Raw genomic sequence first — 15,581 nt, forward strand, 5'->3', positions numbered from 1 at the left:
GGGCCGATCTATTCGGACCAGCTGATCTGGGTCAGATCAATGGCGGCTGTCGGTGCGTTTTTCCACAGACCCTGAACACCGGCTTTGGCAACCCCCAGCTTTGCCAGCTGGAACAGGTAGCCGTTGACATAATCATTGGCAATCAGGCGCTGCATCTCGCCCAGCAGCCGGTTGCGTTCTTCGGGATCAGTGGTCGTGTTCAGCGTTTCGATCAGCGTCTGGGCATCCAGGCTGTCATATTGGAAATAGTAATCCGGTCGCGCATAGATGCCGATATCCATCGGTTCGGTATGGCTGACGATGGTCAGGCCGAAATCCTTGCCTTTGAACACCGATTCAAGCCATTGCGCCCATTCCACATTGATGATCTCGGCGGTGATGCCGACCTCGGCCAGTTGTGCGGCGATGATCTCGCCCCCGCGCCGGGCATAAGAGGGCGGCGGCAGGTGCAGGGTGGTTTCGAACCCCTCTTCATACCCCGCATCCGCCAGCAGTTTGGCGGCCTTTTTCGGATCATAGGCCGAATTGCCGGTCAGATCGACATAGGCCGGGTTATGCGGCGCAAAATGGGTGCCGATGGGTGTGCCATAGCCGAACATCGCCCCATCAATGATCGCTTGCCGGTCGATGGCATGGGCCAGAGCTTGCCGCACACGGATATCGTCGAACGGAGGTTGTTTGTTGTTGGTCGACAGGATGGTTTCGCCTTCGGTCGATCCCACAAGCACCTGAAAGCGCGGATCGGCCTCGAACTGAGGCAGGTTTTCGGGGGCCGGGAAATTGTCGAACACATCCACATCCTCGGCCATCATCGCCGCAAAGGCGGCGGTTGGGTCCGAGATGAATTTGAACGTAGCAGTCTCTAACGCGGGCTGATCCCCCCAATAATCTGGATTTCGGTTCAGGGTGATGCTATCGCCCTGAACCCATTCGCCAAAGGTAAATGCACCGGTGCCGACCGGGTTGGTCTTGATATTGTCGATGCTATCGGGGGCAACAATCACTGCATCGCCCCAGGCCATGTTGAACAGAAAATTGCCGTTAGGCTCGGACAGGGTGACTGTGACGGTCAGCGGATCGGCGACCTCAACGCTTGCAATAGCGGCAAACAGGGCTTTTTGCGCGTTGGCGCTGTCTTCGGCCAGGGCGCGGTCAAGGCTGAACTTGACGTCCTCGGCGTCCATCGTCGTGCCGTCATGGAAGGTCACCCCCTCGCGCAGTTTGAAGGTATAGACGGTGCCATCCTCGGAAATCTCCCAGCTTTCTGCCAATCCGGGCACGACCGAACCATCGCCCATGAACCGGGTCAGACCTTCGAAGATATTGGTGTACACTACCGAATCGATGGCCTGCGCGGCGGCGCTGGTGGGGTCCAGATGCGGTGGTTCCAGCTGCATCGCGATGGTAATGTCCGATTTCGCCAAAGCCTGCGTGGCAAACAGGCTGGCACCCATCGCCAGCGCCGAGACAAAGGTCCGAAACGTCTGCTTTGTCATGTAAATCTCTCCCCACTAAAAGAATATTGGCCCTTTTATTCGGGCCGTTCTGCGACCAATGTCCCTTTAAACCTTAGGTCAATCAAGGAAATGTTCGCGCAACCGGGGTTTCTATGAACCGCTGCGATCTGCTATGCCGCGCTGCAACATGAACCCCGGAGGAGCGACCATGAGCGCCACCGCCCGCAAAAAAGCCCCAAACGCCCAGGATATCCGCACCCGCAAAGGCGGCACGCCGCTGGTCAGCCTGACGGCCTATACCACGCCAATGGCGCGGCTGATGGATGCCCATTGCGATTTCGTTCTGGTGGGCGACAGCGTCGGCATGGTGTTGCACGGGCTGGAATCCACCCTTGGCGTCACGATGGAAATGATGGTGATGCACGGTCAGGCCGTCGCGCGCGGGCTGGAGCAGGCGATGATGGTCATCGACATGCCGTTTGCCAGCTATGAACACAATCCGGCCGAGGCGTTCCGCAACGCCGCCCGTCTGATGTCGGAAACCGGCGCGGGTGCGGTCAAGCTGGAAGGCGGGGTCGAGATGGCCGAGACCATCCGCTTTTTGGTCAAGCGCGGCATTCCGGTGATGGCCCATATCGGCCTGACGCCGCAGTCGATCAACACGCTGGGCGGCTACAAGGTGCAGGGCCGCGATGAGCAGGCGCAGGCCGTTCTGGCCGATGCCCACGCCGTCGCCGAAGCCGGTGCGTTTTCCGTGGTACTGGAAAAGGTGCCGCAAAAGCTGGCCGATCAAATTACCGCCGAGATTGCGATCCCCACCATCGGCATCGGCGCTTCAGCCGGATGCGACGGGCAGATTCTGGTGGTCGACGACATGGTGGGCTTTTTCACCGCCTTCAAACCGAAATTCGTCAAACGCTATGCCGAGCTGGGTCCGCAGGCCGAAGCCGCCATTGCTGAATACGCCGCCGATGTGCGCACCCGCGCCTTTCCGGCGGATGAACATGTGTTTTCCGATCAGGCGCCGGTCAAGGGACCCAAAGCATGACCGCCCCCATCCTGCGCCGTCTGGCCGATCTGCGGGCGCTGACCACCAAATGGCATCGCAAGGATGAGGTGATCGGCGTTGTCCCCACCATGGGCGCGCTGCATCAGGGGCATCTGTCCTTGGCCGAGGCCGCCAAGGCAAGCAGCGACTGCGTGATCGTGACGATCTTTGTGAACCCCAAACAGTTCAACAACCCCGAGGATCTGGCCAATTACCCGCGCACCGAAAACGAAGATGCGCAGAAACTGGCCCCATATGGCGTCGATGCGATCTATGTTCCCGACCCGGATGAAATCTACCCGCAGGGCTTTGCTACCACCGTTTCGGTCGCGGGCCTGACCAATGTGATGGAAGGTGAATTCCGTCCGGGCCATTTCGACGGCGTGGCCACCGTGGTCGCCAAGCTGTTCCTGCAAACACAGGCGGATCGGGCCTATTTCGGGGAAAAAGACTATCAACAGCTGATGGTCGTCCGCCGGATGGCGCGCGATCTGGATATCCCGATCGAGGTGGTTGGTTGCCCCACTGTGCGCGAACCCTCGGGTCTGGCGATGTCCTCGCGCAACCTGCGCCTCTCGTCCCAGGGGCTGGCGGTTGCGGGCAACAAGCACCGGATCATGCAAGCCATTGCCCAGTCGCTGAAAACCGGAACCGCGTTCCAGCCGCTGGCGACGCAGGCCGAAACCGATCTGTTGGCTGCGGGGTTCACGCAGGTTGAATACATCCAGCTGCGCTGCGCCGAGACACTGGACCCGGTGACCCATGCCAAGCGGCCTGCCCGGCTGTTCGTGGCAGCCTGGGCCGATGGCGTGCGCCTGATCGACAATATTCCAGTCTAATCACACTGGCGGCAGCCGCCCGCCTTGCGCTATGGTCCCGCAAAACAAACCGGGAGGGGCGCAGGCGTGACCTATATTCTTGCCATTGATCAGGGCACCACATCGTCGCGGGCCATATTGTTCGACGCCGACATGCAGCGCGCAGGCATGGCGCAGCACGAGTTTACCCAGCATTTTCCACAGGAAGGCTGGGTCGAACACGACGCCGAGGAAATCTGGAACAGCGTCCTGACCGTCTGCCGCGAGGTGATGGAAACCACCGGCGCCACCCCCGACCAGATCGCCGGTATCGGCATCACCAATCAGCGCGAAACCACCGTGGTCTGGGACCGGGCCACCGGCAAACCCATCCACAACGCCATCGTCTGGCAGGACCGCCGCACCGCCGAGATTTGCGCGCGCTACAAACAGGCCGGGTGCGAGGATGACGTGACCGCCCAGACCGGGCTGCTGCTGGACCCCTATTTCTCGGGGACCAAGGTCAAATGGCTGCTGGACACTATCCCCGGGGCCCGCGACCGTGCCGAAGCAGGTGAGCTGATGTTCGGCACCATCGACTGTTTCCTGATCTGGCGTCTGACCGAAGGGCGCAGCCACGCGACCGATGCCACAAACGCCGCGCGGACCCTGTTGTTCGACATCCACAAGGGCGAATGGAGCGCGGAAATCTGCGACCTTCTGGACGTGCCGATGAACATGCTGCCCAAGGTGCATGACTGCGCCTCGGATTTCGGCAATACGACCCTGTTGGGCGGGGATATCCCTATTCTTGGCGTGGCGGGCGATCAGCAGGCCGCCACCATCGGGCAGGCCTGTTTCAAACCCGGCATGATGAAATCCACCTATGGCACCGGCTGTTTTGCCCTGTTGAACACGGGATCGCAGCCGGTCGAATCCAGAAACCGTCTGCTGACAACGATTGCCTACCAGTTGAACGGTCAGCGGACCTATGCGCTGGAAGGGTCGATCTTTGTGGCCGGGGCCGCCGTGCAATGGCTGCGCGATGCCTTGCAGATCATCGAAACGGCCGCCGAAAGCAGTGAGCTGGCCGATCAGGCCGACCCGAACCAGCATGTGGTGTTGGTGCCCGCCTTTACCGGCCTTGGCGCACCCTATTGGAAACCCGATTGCCGGGGCGCAGTGTTTGGCCTGACCCGCAATTCCGGCCGGGCCGAATTTGCCAGCGCCACGCTGGAAAGCATCGCCTATCAGACCCGCGACCTGTGGCACGCCATGCAGGGCGACTGGAACACGGATGCCGAAGTGACCCTGCGCGTCGATGGCGGCGCAAGCGCGTCGGACTGGGCCATGCAGGGGCTGGCGGATTACCTCGGCGCGCCGGTAGATCGCCCGGTGATGCAGGAAACCACCGCGTTGGGTGCGGCCTGGCTGGCCGGAATGCGTGCGGGTATCTACCCCAAACAGCACGAGTTCTCCGAAACCTGGGCATTGGACCGCAGGTTTGAGCCCGAACTGTCCGAACAGGAACGTGACGCCGCTTATGCCCGCTGGCAGCGGGCCGTTGCCGCAGCCATGGCGTTCTGAGGGGGCCGAAGGATCAGCTGTGATCCTTCATCAACCGCTGTTTCTGACGTGACCAGTCCCGCTTGGCCTGGGTTTCGCGCTTGTCATGGGTTTTCTTGCCCTTGGCGATGCCGATTTTGATCTTGGCCAGACCCTTGTGGTTGAAATACAGCACCAGCGGCACCAGCGTCATGCCCTTGCGCTGTGTCGCATTCCACAGATTCGACATTTCCTTGCGTGACACCAGCAGTTTCCGGCGGCGGCGTTCTTCATGCTTGAACACCTTGGCCTGCTCGTAGGGGGCGACATAGCTGTTGACCAGCCACAGCTCTCCATCCTCGACCGAGGCATAGCTTTCAGCGATATTCGACCCGCCTGCGCGCAGGGACTTAACCTCGGACCCCAGTAGGATGATGCCACATTCAATATCGTCCTCGATCGCGTAATCGAAGCGCGCGCGCCGGTTTTCGGCGATTACCTTGTAATTCGGGTCTGTCTTTTGCTTGGCCATGACGCGTTGATTTATGCCGCTTAGGCGGTCCTTGCAAGCCGAAGCCGTCAGGACTTGGCCGAGATGATCAGATCGGGGCCGAAAATCGTATCCGCATGGTTGTGCAGATATATCTTGAGCCAGGGCGTGAACCGCGCCGGGTGACGCTGCACTTCGGCCAGCAGATCGTGGTAATCAATCCAGCGGATATCCATGACTTCGTCCGGATTAGGCTCAATCTTCAGCGGACCGCGGGCATGTGCAAGAAACACATCGACCACCTCATGTTCGATCATGTTGTTGCCGACATCGGCATGGTATTCCAGCCGGTGGCGATATTCTGGGTACAACCCGGTAATCCCCAGTTCTTCGCGCAGGCGACGCACAGCGCAAATCGACGGCGCCTCACCCCAGTCGGGGTGCGTGCAACAGGTGTTCGCCCACAAGCCGGGGGTGTGATATTTTCCCATCGCCCGCTGCTGCATCAAAATCTCGGTGCCGCGGACGACAAAAACCGACACGGCCTTGTGCCGCAGGCCCTTTTCATGCGCCTCAAGCTTGTCCACGGGGGTCAATTCGCCGTCAACCCAGGCCGGAATCATGAGTCCCATCTGTCGTCTCCTGCTGCCGATCCACCTGAAAGGCCGGAAATTGAAAATTGGCTTTGGCCGAACCGGCGTGGCTTTGCGACATCCTGCCCGCAAGACAGGATGTTCCGCATACCCCAAGGTGGCGCTGGTCCATCCGGTAATCAATCGCACGAAAGGCCGCAGGGGGGCTGCGGCCTTTCATATTCCGTCGGGCAGGTCGGCTTCAGGCGTTATTCGCCGGAAACGCTGACGATATAGGCATAGACGTCTTCGCCGCCTTTTTTCAGCTTGAAGGTCATCTTGGACTTGGCCGAGGTGTCATCCAGATAGGACTTCAGGAAACCTTTGGGGTCCTGCGCGTATTCGACAAAGGTCACCTCGTCCCAGACCAGCCCGTTTTCACCGGCCAAAACGATGCTGTCGCCGTATTTAAAGCCCTCCATAGTGCCCGCAGTACGACCCGCCACACCATAAAGGTTCGGACCGGTCTTGCCGCCCTTGACGATCACTTCGCCATCCGGGTCCGCAATCATGTGGCAGGACTTGCATTTGTTAAAGGTTTTCTTGCCGGCGTCGGCGTCACCTTCGGCATAAACAGGAAGGGCCAGCAGGCCGGCGATTGCGGTAGCGAGGATGCGATTCATAGCTTTTGCTCCGATACGAATTGGCTGCACCGAATGGACCTTCGGTGCGGAAAAGAGTCAACGCGCAGATTGCCGCGCGAGAGCACTGTGCCACTGCGGCATAGTCGCCGTCCTTAACTTAAGTCATGTAGCGCGGCCCAATTGGGCAAAAGATCGCCCGCCGCCGGTGTCGCCAGATAAACCGCCCGCGCAATGGCCCGCGCCAGACAGATCGAGGCCGCATGTCCGATCAACCCCAGTTCGGCCTCGGCGGCGACAGGCCGCGCGCCTGTACTGAGGCCAAAGACCAGATCACCGTCGCCCGGCGTATGGGCGGGCACAATGGCGCGGGCGATGCCGTCATGGGCCGCGACCGCCAGACGCTGACATTGCGATTTCGACAGCGCCGCATCGGTGGCCACAATGGCGATGGTGGTATTGCCGTTCTCGGGCGCAGCCGGGCGCATCGCTTGCGCCTTGAGACTGGGTTCGATCCACCCCATACCCGTACCGGAATCAGGCCCTAAACCGCCGAATTCCGCGCCAATTTCAAATGGTGCGGCCCAATAGTGGCGATCACCCGGTGTGGTGACACTGCCCAGCGGATTGGCCGCAACCAGCGCGCCAACCGTGACGCCATTATCCAGAACCAATGAGGCCGACCCCAGCCCGCCCTTGTGCCGCGCGGCCAAAGCCCCGGTGCCAGCGCCCGCAGTTCCCAACGCAAACTGCTGTGCGGCCGTTTCAAATGCGTCCCTGCCCAACGCGCGATAGGGGTTTTCAACCCAATCCTTGTCGCCGCCATTAAGCAGATCAAACAGGATCGCGCCCGGCACAATCGGAACCACCGCACCGCCAACCCGAAACCCGCGCCCCTGCGCACGCAGCGCATCCGACACGCCGGAACAGGCGTCCAGCCCAAAGGCCGATCCACCGGACAGGACAATGGCATCCACCCGTTCGACGGATTTATCCGGGGCCAACAGATCGGTTTCCCGCGTACCCGGCGCCCCGCCCATCACATGGACCGAGGCGACAAAAGGGTCATCCGCCGTCAGAACCGTTGCGCCGGATTTCAGCGCCGCATCCTGCGCGTTGCCGACCTTCAGGCCGGGGACATCGGTGATCAGGTTTTTGGGTCCCGGGGTCATGCGCGCACCTCAGATACAGCGGCCACCGTCGACCTCAAGCGCTGCGCCGGTGATCATGCTGGCCTCGTCCGAGCACAGGAAGCAGGCGGCGTTGGCCATGTCCTCAGGCGTGGAAAAACGGCCCAACGGGATTGTGGACAGGAATTTGGCGCGAATCTCAGGCGTGTCTTCGCCCATGAAGGATTTCAGCAAGGGCGTTTCCCCCGCCACCGGGCAGATCGCATTCACGCGCACACCGGACGGGGCCAATTCCACCGCCATCGTCTTGGTCGCCGTGATCATCCAGCCCTTGGACGCGTTGTACCAGTTCAGGTTCGGACGCGGCGACAGGCCCGCGGTCGAGGCGACATTCAGGATCGCACCCCCTTCGCGCGCCTTCATCGCAGGCACCAAAGCGCGTGCGGTCAAGTAAACAGATTTCATGTTTACATTGAAAATCCGGTCGAAATCTTCTTCCGTAACCTTCTCTAACGGGGTCGGCAGGTGGGTGACGCCTGCATTATTCACCAGAATGTCCAGATGTCCAAAGCGATCCAGCGCCGTGTCTGCCATGGCCTGCACCGAATGCGCGTCCGCCACATCGACCAGCTGCGCAATTGCGTTCGGGCCGTGCTGTTTCGCCTGCACCTCGGCCGCGTCACCATTGATGTCGGCAATCATGACACGCGCACCTTCGGACAGGAATTTCTGCACGATCCCGGCACCAAAGCCGGACGCACCACCGGTCACAATTGCGGTTTTTCCCTCTAACCTCATGATCTTGCTCTCCCTAACAGGACCAAAGTAGCAAGGCCCGGCAAAGTTACCACATCAATCTTCCGAAATCTTGCCACGCAACGCTTTGACATCCGCCCGCGCCTTTTTGGAAGCCAGCCGTCGTTTGACCGACCCATAGGTGGGTTTGGTGGCTATGCGCCGCTTGGGTTTCACCAATGCGCGGGCAATCAGCTCAGCCAGTCGGTTGCGGGCGATTTCACGGTTGCGGGCCTGGCTGCGGGTCTCGTCACACTGAATGATGATCGCACCCTCTTTGGTCCAGCGTCGCCCCGCCAGCCGCTTCAGCCGGGCTTTGACCGGATCGGGCAGCGAGGGCGACCGCGCAGCCTCAAACCGCAGCTCAACCGCCGTGGCGACCTTGTTCACGTTCTGCCCGCCAGGCCCAGAGGCGCGCATAAAGCTTTCGGTCATTTCCCAATCTTGCAGGGTGATATCATCGGTGACATGCAACATGGGGCGAACCTTACAGGCGGCATACGGAAACAAAAAGGGCCGCCCCGGCGGGACGGCCCTTCGAAAGTTCAGGAGGTCGGGTCGGTTAGATCAATCGACCAGCCGGAGCGAACGCTCCGCCAAGGGCTGCCCTAACGGGCGATCCCCCCGGTTGTTCCGACACCTCTCTCCAATCTCTTTCTCGACACTGGATCACCTCCTTTTCTATCTGTTGCGGTTGAAAAGAAGCGTGCCACAAGTTGTGCCATTCTCAAAGCGTTTTTTTAAGCGGGCTGCGCGGTCAGCCGGGCGACGATCACCTTGAACGGGATCAGCGCGATCAGCGCCAGCGACAGTTTCACCAGCCAGTCGGCGAATGCCAGCGTGACCCAGAGCGGCGCCATCGGACCGGTCAGCAGGAAGGGCACAGGCTCCCACGCCCAGTTGATCGCGGCATCGGCATTGACTCCGAAGAAGGTGATCGAGGCCGAAAACGCGATGGTGAAAAACAGCGTGGTATCCACGATCGACCCGACCACAGTCGACACCAGCGGCGCACGCCACCAGCGGCCGCCACGCAGCGCGTTGAAAATGGTGACATCGGTCAATTGCGCGATCAGGAACCCGGTGCCCGAGGCCACGGCGACCCGCAACGGCACGGCGGCATAGGTAAAGCCATCGCCCTGCAACATGATCTGCGAGCCGATCAACGAGCAGGTGATACCGGTGACAAAGCCAACAAACACGACCTTGCGGGCCGGACCTGCGCCATAGACGCGGTTCATGATGTCGGTGACCAGAAAGGCCAGCGGATAGGTAAAGGCACCCCAGGTCAGAAGACCATCAAGCAGAAGGAATTGAACCAGAACGTTCGAGGCCACGACAATGGCGGCCATGGCAAGAATGCCGGGGATATAAGCGCGTTGCATATTTTGATGCCCGTTTTGACAAGGTAGCGGCGACTTGGCCAAGGGGTCATCCCAAGGCAAGCCGCGCTTCTATCCCCAAGTATTCAGCAAGTCAATCGGGCAGCAGGTATTCAACCAGTTCGGTACGCTGGATGGCCAAAAAGTTGTCATCCGAGATCATGGTGCCCCGCAGGCGACCCTGATCATCGCGCCAGACCGATAACCCTTCGAGGTTGTCATGTGTGCCGCTGCCGGTTTCAAACAGGATTTCCTCGGCGACTGGCGCATCCCCTTCGATCGACCAGCGCCGCAGCCGCGACCGAAAGCCGATCAGCGACACCGCCCGTTCAAGAACATAAAACCGCCCATCAGGGCCAAAATCGGCCGATACGGGCAGGAACCTGCCCCGCTGCGGCAGCACAAATGGTGTCGACCATGCGTGACCGTCCCAACGGTATACGGGAATATCCCCCTGCGGCGTGCGGCTTTTCTCGGTCAGGGTATAAAGCCGACCCAGATCATCAATAGCTAATCCTTCGAATGAGCCATTGCTGTCCAATGCCTTGAATGCCTTTGGGCGCGGCAGAACCCGGGCCTTTGAACCGGGTGCCTGATACTGCGCCACGCGGTGGACGCCTTCAAAGGAAATAAAGAAACCGCCACCCGGCGCAATCGCAATCCCTTCGGCATCGCCTGCATGACCTGACAAAACATACCCTTGGCTGGACAGAACCGGCCAGTGATCCAAAATCTGAATATCGGTGATCTGAGGCCCGTCCCGTTCAATCCGGGCGGTGATCAAAGTCGCGCGGTCGCTCAGTATAATTGCGTCACGACCGTCCTGCGATAACTGGATGGCCGAAAACCCACCGAACCAGTCGGCATTGTGCCGCCAGGAAAAGCTGCCCAGATAAGTCGCTGTCTTGACCTCGACCGCCCCGACCGATCCGGCCAGCAACGCCGCGCCAATCAGTTGGATTGCAAAACGGCGGCGCATTGCTGGGGCAAATCAGTCAGACGGTATTCGCGACGTTTCTTGGGGGGCGGCGCGTTCGGGTCCGGTGGCGGAGGATTGAGGATATTGCGCACCCATTGCTGCGCCTCGGCACAACCATCGCCTTTGGGGGGCGGGTCCTGATTGACGCAGCCGCGCGATCCCCGGGGGCATTTCAGCCGGACGTGGAAATGATAGTGATGGCCCCACCAGGGCCGGATCTTGCGCAGATAGGCCCGGTTGCCTGTCTCATCATTGCACATCTGAGCTTTGGCGCCGGGGAACACGAATATCCGCGCCACGCGCTTATCCTTGGCGGCCTCGCGCAGCACCGCATGGTGCTGTTTGGTCCAGTTGCCGTTCACATAGGCCCCATTGGCCCGGCGCAGGGAAATAGACGAGATATTCTCGCGCGCCTTGCGGGACAGGCGCATGTTGTCGCCCGGCAGCATCCAGATATCAATGTCCAGACCCAGCTGGTGACTGCGGTGGCCGGATGTCATCGGCCCGCCGCGCGGCTGGCTGATATCCCCGACATAGAGACCATTCCACCCCGGTTGCCGCGCCGCGAACTTGCTGAGGTCCTGCACATAATCAATCGCCTGCGGATGCCCCCAGTTGCGATTACGCGACAGGCGCATCGCCTGCCATGTCGGCCCGGTTTCGGGCAATTGCACCGACCCCGCCGCACACCCGCGCGAATAACTGCCGAAGGCGGCCGGTTTTTGCTGTGAACTTTGCTTTTGCGCCCCGAACATCTGTTTGGCAAGGGGTTGCGCCATGGCTGTCCCTGTCAATGTGATCGCGGCCAATATTGCCAAAAAACGTAGTAAAATCATCTGCTCTGATCCCCTTCCGGTCTGACCCAGCGCATCAGGAATAACCCCAGAATAAACAACGCGACGATGGGTGACACCCCCAAGCGCGCGCTGCCGGTTACCGTTGTTGCAATCCCGATCAACAGCGGCGCAACAAATGACGTGGCACGACCGGACAGGCCGTACAAGCCAAAGCTTTCAACCGGCGCATCCGGGTCGGTATGGCGCACCATCATTGACCGGCTGGCAGATTGCAGAATTCCACCCATGCCGCCGATCAGAACGCCGCAGCCAAAGAAAACCAGATCCGGCAGACCTGATCCATCCGGTAGAGTGATGCCAAAAATCTGGGTCCGATCCATGGACACGATAGTTGTGCAGACAAAGATCAGCACCCAGATGGCCACCAAAATCACCGGTTTAGGGCCGTATTTCTTGTCCAGCTTGCCCCCTACCCACGAAAACACGGCCGCAGCAAGGACGCTGACAATTCCGAAAACGCCGATCTTGATCAGATCCCATTCCAGCACCAGCTTCGCGTAGACGCCGCCGAATGTGTAAAGCCCGTTCAGCGCGTCGCGATAAAACATGGACGAGCCCAGATAGCCGGCCAGGCTGACCCGATGGCGCAGGTTCGATACAGATTTCACCAGCAGGCTCAGCGCCTGACCAAAGCTGCCTTTCTTTTCGGTCTGCGGATCGTCGCGAACCCAAAGGAAATACGGCACCATGAACAACATGAACCACAGCGCAGTGAATGGACCGACAAAACGCGTTCCTTGCTGCTGCGCCGCATCCAGCCCAAACAGCGGATCCATCCCGATCAACGTCTTGCCGTTGGGCTGTTCCACAAACAACGCCAGCATGATCGCCAGGGAAATCAGCCCTCCGAAATAGCCAAAAGCAAAGCCCGATCCCGAAATCTCGCCCACTTCACTGTCATCCCCCAGATCAGGCAGCTGCGAGTTGATGAAGATCAGCGCGTATTCCGCGCCAACAAAGCCCAGGCCAAAGGCTGACAGCATCAGCCACATGTTCGACCCGTCCGGCATCGTGAACCACAATGCGGCGGACCCCACGACATACATCGCCGAAAAGGCAAAAATCCAAGGGATGCGGCGACCAGACACATCCGCCAAGGCGCCCATCAACGGGGCCCCAAAAGCGATGATCAACCCGATGATGGTCATGCAATGCGCCCAGACCGTTTGCGCCCGCGCATCGGCGGCGTCTGTATCCAAGCCGAAATTCACATAATATTCTGCGGCCACACCCGCGAAATAGGGGCCAAACACAAAGGTCACCAAAAGCGAATGATAAGGCTGACTGGCCCAGTCGAAAAACCACCAGCCCCAGATGCGCCTGCGCTTGGAAATTTCTGCCATCACTGCCTCTGTTTATCGTTGCATTCATAAGACGGGGCTTTGATCCATTTCGCAAGCGTTGTGTTGGCGCACACTTGCTCTTTGCCGCAGGGGCGCTTAGGTCTCAGCCAATGTGAAATCCGGAGGCCCCATGCTGTCGCTGATCCAAATCCTTTTGCTGATCCTGGACATTGTCTGGTTCATCATTCTGGCCCATGTCATCATGAGCTGGCTGATCAATTTTCAGGTGTTGAACCTGCATCAACAGCTTGTCGCGCAAATCTGGTACGGCTTGAACCGGATACTAGAGCCTATCTATGGCCCGATCCGCCGCGTCCTGCCAAATATGGGCGGGCTGGATCTGACGCCGCTGGTCGTGCTGATCGGGGTTTATGCACTGCGGATCGTCCTTATCAACAATATGGTCAATTTCGTCTGACCTCTTGTTCACCGAATCTTAGTATGTGATTGTCCTGTCTTAAGAGCAGATAAACCTTAAAACAGGGCCTTCCCCGCATGTTCGACGCCGCACCCCTGCTGCGAGATGTCTTTGGATTCGACGACTTCCGCCCCGGTCAGGAGGAAATCGTCGATGCCGTGACAGGCGGTGAAAACGTGCTGGCGATCATGCCCACGGGCGGTGGCAAATCCCTGTGTTTTCAACTGCCTGCACTGATGCGGGATGGGGTCACGGTGGTGATCTCTCCGCTGATCGCCCTGATGCGCGATCAGGTGCGCGGGCTGCAAGAGGCAGGCGTCGAAGCGGGCGCGCTGACATCCGGCAATACCCCCGAAGAAACCGATGCCGTGTGGGAGGCGCTGGAGGCCGGGCGCCTCAAGCTGCTGTACATGGCCCCGGAACGGTTGGCCGCCGGATCGGCGCTGGGGATGTTGCGGCGGATCAATGTCAGCCTGATCGCGGTGGATGAGGCGCATTGCGTCAGCCAATGGGGCCATGATTTCCGCCCCGATTACCTGCGGATCGGAGAGCTGCGGCGCGCGCTGAACGTACCGCTGGCCGCCTTCACCGCCACGGCAGATGCGGAAACGCAGGATGAGATCGTTGAAAAGCTGTTCGACGGCACCGCGCCGCGCAAGTTCCTGCGGGGGTTCGACCGGCCCAACATCCATCTGGCCTTTGGTGCCAAGGACGGGCCGCGCAAACAGATTCTGGATTTCGCCGCCGCCCGCAAAACCCAATCCGGCATCGTCTATTGCGGCACCCGCAACAAGACCGAGGTGCTGGCGCAGGCCCTGCGTGCCGAAGGGCATAGCGCCTGCCACTATCACGGCGGGATGGAGGCCGAGGATCGACGCATCGTCGAAACCCGCTTTGCGCGTGAGGATGGGTTGATCGTGGTGGCCACCGTCGCCTTTGGCATGGGTATCGACAAACCGGATATCCGCTGGGTCGCCCATGCCGACCTGCCCAAATCCATCGAAGCCTATTATCAGGAAATCGGACGCGCCGGACGCGATGGCGGCCCGGCTGAGACGCTGACCCTGTTTGGCCCCGACGACATCCGCCTGCGCCGCACGCAGATTGACGAGGGGCTGGCCCCCTCCGAACGCCGCATGGCCGATCACGCGCGGCTGAATGCGCTGCTGGGACTGGCCGAGGCGCTGGTTTGTCGCCGTCAAACCCTGCTGGGATACTTCGGCGAACAGGCCGAACCTTGCGGGAAATGTGATCTGTGCGACACGCCTCCGGATGTGTTCGACGGCACCACCCCGGTCCGCATGGCCCTGTCCGCGATCCTGCGCACCGAAGAATGGTTCGGGGCAGGCCATCTGATCGACATCCTTCTGGGCAATGAGACCGACAAGATCCGCGCCCGCCGCCACGATACCCTGTCCACCTATGGTATCGGCAAGGACTGGTCGCGCCCGCAATGGCAGGCGATCTTCCGACAGATGATGGGCCATGATCTTGTCCGCCCCGACCCCGACCGCCACGGCGCGCTGCGCATGACCGAGGCCGCCAAGCCGATCCTGAAGGGTGAGGCACAGATTGACCTGCGCAAGGACACGATCCGCAAGGCCACACGACGCCCCGCCGTCAAGATGATGGTGTCCGAGGAAGACGCGCCGCTGCTATCGGCGCTCAAGGCCAAACGCCGCGCGCTGGCGGAATCCGCGCGGGTCCCGGCCTATGTCATCTTTCCCGACCGCACGCTGATTGAAATGGCCGAAAAACGGCCCATGACGCTGGACGACATGGCGCGGATCGGCGGCGTTGGCGCGAAAAAGCTGGATCGCTATGGAGATACATTCCTGGAAGTGATTGCAGGCGCGGTCGAGGAATTGCATCCCGCCCGCCGCAAGCTGGCAGGGCGGGATCAGGGCGGCATCTACGACCGCCTGATGGAAGTGCAGACACAGTTGTCGCGCGGCCCCGACGGGATCGACAAGCCGCTGACCTGCTCCGCCTCGCAACTGGCCAAAGTGGCGCAGATGCGGCCCCACGACCCGCGCGCGATGGAACAGCTTCTGGGCGACCGCCGTCACGAAAGGTTTGGGGCTGCCTTTCTGGACGTGCTGCGTCAGGCGGGCTAGATACCCCGGG

At 60.5% G+C, this 15,581-nt stretch carries 16 protein-coding genes; 5 read left to right on the forward strand and 11 right to left on the reverse strand.

Annotated features, from left to right (window positions below):
* Positions 1–8: 8 nt before the first annotated feature.
* The gene (locus JT51_RS14400; RefSeq protein ID WP_051927572.1) at positions 9–1,496 is read right to left on the reverse strand and encodes an ABC transporter substrate-binding protein; all 1,488 of its coding nucleotides are present in this window, start codon (positions 1,494–1,496) and stop codon (positions 9–11) included.
* Between the two features lie 169 nt (positions 1,497–1,665).
* Between JT51_RS14400 and panB the strand changes: the two genes are divergently transcribed.
* From panB to glpK, 3 genes are all read left to right on the forward strand, one after another.
* Positions 1,666–2,505 (forward strand): 3-methyl-2-oxobutanoate hydroxymethyltransferase, encoded by an 840-nt coding sequence (gene panB / locus JT51_RS14405; RefSeq protein ID WP_037313812.1) that lies wholly within the window; start codon positions 1,666–1,668, stop codon positions 2,503–2,505.
* Positions 2,502–3,344 carry a pantoate--beta-alanine ligase gene (gene panC / locus JT51_RS14410; protein WP_037313814.1) on the forward strand — a complete coding sequence of 281 codons (843 nt, stop codon included), beginning with the start codon at positions 2,502–2,504 and terminating at the stop codon, positions 3,342–3,344. Before panB ends, panC begins: the two co-directional genes overlap by 4 nt.
* 66 nt (positions 3,345–3,410) lie before the next feature.
* The gene (gene glpK / locus JT51_RS14415) at positions 3,411–4,889 is read left to right on the forward strand and encodes a glycerol kinase GlpK (RefSeq protein WP_037313816.1); all 1,479 of its coding nucleotides are present in this window, start codon (positions 3,411–3,413) and stop codon (positions 4,887–4,889) included.
* Positions 4,890–4,902: 13 nt separating this feature from the next.
* Here the strand turns inward: glpK and smpB are convergent, their stop codons facing one another.
* From smpB to JT51_RS14465, 10 genes are all read right to left on the reverse strand, one after another.
* Positions 4,903–5,379 carry an SsrA-binding protein SmpB gene (gene smpB / locus JT51_RS14420; protein ID WP_037313822.1) on the reverse strand — a complete coding sequence of 159 codons (477 nt, stop codon included), beginning with the start codon at positions 5,377–5,379 and terminating at the stop codon, positions 4,903–4,905.
* Positions 5,380–5,426: 47 nt separating this feature from the next.
* Entirely contained in the window at positions 5,427–5,969 is a 543-nt protein-coding gene (idi, locus tag JT51_RS14425) for an isopentenyl-diphosphate Delta-isomerase (protein WP_037313823.1), read from the reverse strand.
* 209 nt (positions 5,970–6,178) lie between these two features.
* Positions 6,179–6,592, reverse strand: coding sequence for a c-type cytochrome (locus tag JT51_RS14430; protein ID WP_037313824.1), 414 nt, complete (start codon positions 6,590–6,592; stop codon positions 6,179–6,181).
* A 113-nt stretch (positions 6,593–6,705) separates the two neighbouring features.
* The gene (locus JT51_RS14435; RefSeq protein ID WP_037313826.1) at positions 6,706–7,722 is read right to left on the reverse strand and encodes a P1 family peptidase; all 1,017 of its coding nucleotides are present in this window, start codon (positions 7,720–7,722) and stop codon (positions 6,706–6,708) included.
* A 9-nt stretch (positions 7,723–7,731) separates the two neighbouring features.
* Positions 7,732–8,478, reverse strand: a complete 747-nt coding sequence (locus JT51_RS14440; protein ID WP_037313828.1) for an SDR family oxidoreductase — start codon at positions 8,476–8,478, stop codon at positions 7,732–7,734.
* A 54-nt stretch (positions 8,479–8,532) separates the two neighbouring features.
* The gene (gene arfB / locus JT51_RS14445; protein WP_037313830.1) at positions 8,533–8,952 is read right to left on the reverse strand and encodes an alternative ribosome rescue aminoacyl-tRNA hydrolase ArfB; all 420 of its coding nucleotides are present in this window, start codon (positions 8,950–8,952) and stop codon (positions 8,533–8,535) included.
* Positions 8,953–9,215: 263 nt separating this feature from the next.
* A complete protein-coding gene (locus JT51_RS14450) occupies positions 9,216–9,860 on the reverse strand; it encodes a queuosine precursor transporter (protein WP_037313832.1) in 645 nt (214 codons plus the stop codon).
* Between the two features lie 91 nt (positions 9,861–9,951).
* Entirely contained in the window at positions 9,952–10,836 is an 885-nt protein-coding gene (locus JT51_RS14455) for an esterase-like activity of phytase family protein (RefSeq protein ID WP_037313833.1), read from the reverse strand.
* A complete protein-coding gene (gene mepA / locus JT51_RS14460) occupies positions 10,809–11,615 on the reverse strand; it encodes a penicillin-insensitive murein endopeptidase (protein ID WP_419177306.1) in 807 nt (268 codons plus the stop codon). The genes JT51_RS14455 and mepA overlap by 28 nt, the downstream gene beginning before the upstream one ends.
* 53 nt (positions 11,616–11,668) lie before the next feature.
* On the reverse strand, positions 11,669–13,036 hold the full coding sequence (locus JT51_RS14465) for an MFS transporter (protein WP_037313835.1): 1,368 nt from the start codon (positions 13,034–13,036) through the stop codon (positions 11,669–11,671).
* 130 nt (positions 13,037–13,166) lie between these two features.
* On the opposite strand from JT51_RS14465, the gene JT51_RS14470 reads away from it, so the two are divergent.
* Together JT51_RS14470 and recQ are read left to right on the forward strand one after the other, a co-directional pair.
* The gene (locus JT51_RS14470) at positions 13,167–13,454 is read left to right on the forward strand and encodes a YggT family protein (protein WP_037313837.1); all 288 of its coding nucleotides are present in this window, start codon (positions 13,167–13,169) and stop codon (positions 13,452–13,454) included.
* A gap of 77 nt (positions 13,455–13,531) precedes the next feature.
* On the forward strand, positions 13,532–15,571 hold the full coding sequence (recQ, locus tag JT51_RS14475; protein WP_037313839.1) for a DNA helicase RecQ: 2,040 nt from the start codon (positions 13,532–13,534) through the stop codon (positions 15,569–15,571).
* The last annotated feature ends 10 nt before the right edge of the window (positions 15,572–15,581 follow it).

Source organism: Ruegeria halocynthiae (assembly GCF_000743705.1).
Lineage (GTDB): Bacteria > Pseudomonadota > Alphaproteobacteria > Rhodobacterales > Rhodobacteraceae > Ruegeria > Ruegeria halocynthiae_B.

Coding starts and splice junctions, on each gene's coding strand:
- JT51_RS14400 (WP_051927572.1), bottom strand. CDS start 1,496: ATGACAAAGCAGACGTTTCGGACCTTTGTCTCGGCGCTGGCGATGGGT.
- panB (WP_037313812.1), top strand. CDS start 1,666: ATGAGCGCCACCGCCCGCAAAAAAGCCCCAAACGCCCAGGATATCCGC.
- panC (WP_037313814.1), top strand. CDS start 2,502: ATGACCGCCCCCATCCTGCGCCGTCTGGCCGATCTGCGGGCGCTGACC.
- smpB (WP_037313822.1), bottom strand. CDS start 5,379: ATGGCCAAGCAAAAGACAGACCCGAATTACAAGGTAATCGCCGAAAAC.
- idi (WP_037313823.1), bottom strand. CDS start 5,969: ATGGGACTCATGATTCCGGCCTGGGTTGACGGCGAATTGACCCCCGTG.
- JT51_RS14430 (WP_037313824.1), bottom strand. CDS start 6,592: ATGAATCGCATCCTCGCTACCGCAATCGCCGGCCTGCTGGCCCTTCCT.
- JT51_RS14435 (WP_037313826.1), bottom strand. CDS start 7,722: ATGACCCCGGGACCCAAAAACCTGATCACCGATGTCCCCGGCCTGAAG.
- JT51_RS14440 (WP_037313828.1), bottom strand. CDS start 8,478: ATGAGGTTAGAGGGAAAAACCGCAATTGTGACCGGTGGTGCGTCCGGC.
- arfB (WP_037313830.1), bottom strand. CDS start 8,952: ATGTTGCATGTCACCGATGATATCACCCTGCAAGATTGGGAAATGACC.
- JT51_RS14450 (WP_037313832.1), bottom strand. CDS start 9,860: ATGCAACGCGCTTATATCCCCGGCATTCTTGCCATGGCCGCCATTGTC.
- JT51_RS14455 (WP_037313833.1), bottom strand. CDS start 10,836: ATGCGCCGCCGTTTTGCAATCCAACTGATTGGCGCGGCGTTGCTGGCC.
- mepA (WP_419177306.1), bottom strand. CDS start 11,615: ATGGCGCAACCCCTTGCCAAACAGATGTTCGGGGCGCAAAAGCAAAGT.
- JT51_RS14465 (WP_037313835.1), bottom strand. CDS start 13,036: ATGGCAGAAATTTCCAAGCGCAGGCGCATCTGGGGCTGGTGGTTTTTC.
- JT51_RS14470 (WP_037313837.1), top strand. CDS start 13,167: ATGCTGTCGCTGATCCAAATCCTTTTGCTGATCCTGGACATTGTCTGG.
- recQ (WP_037313839.1), top strand. CDS start 13,532: ATGTTCGACGCCGCACCCCTGCTGCGAGATGTCTTTGGATTCGACGAC.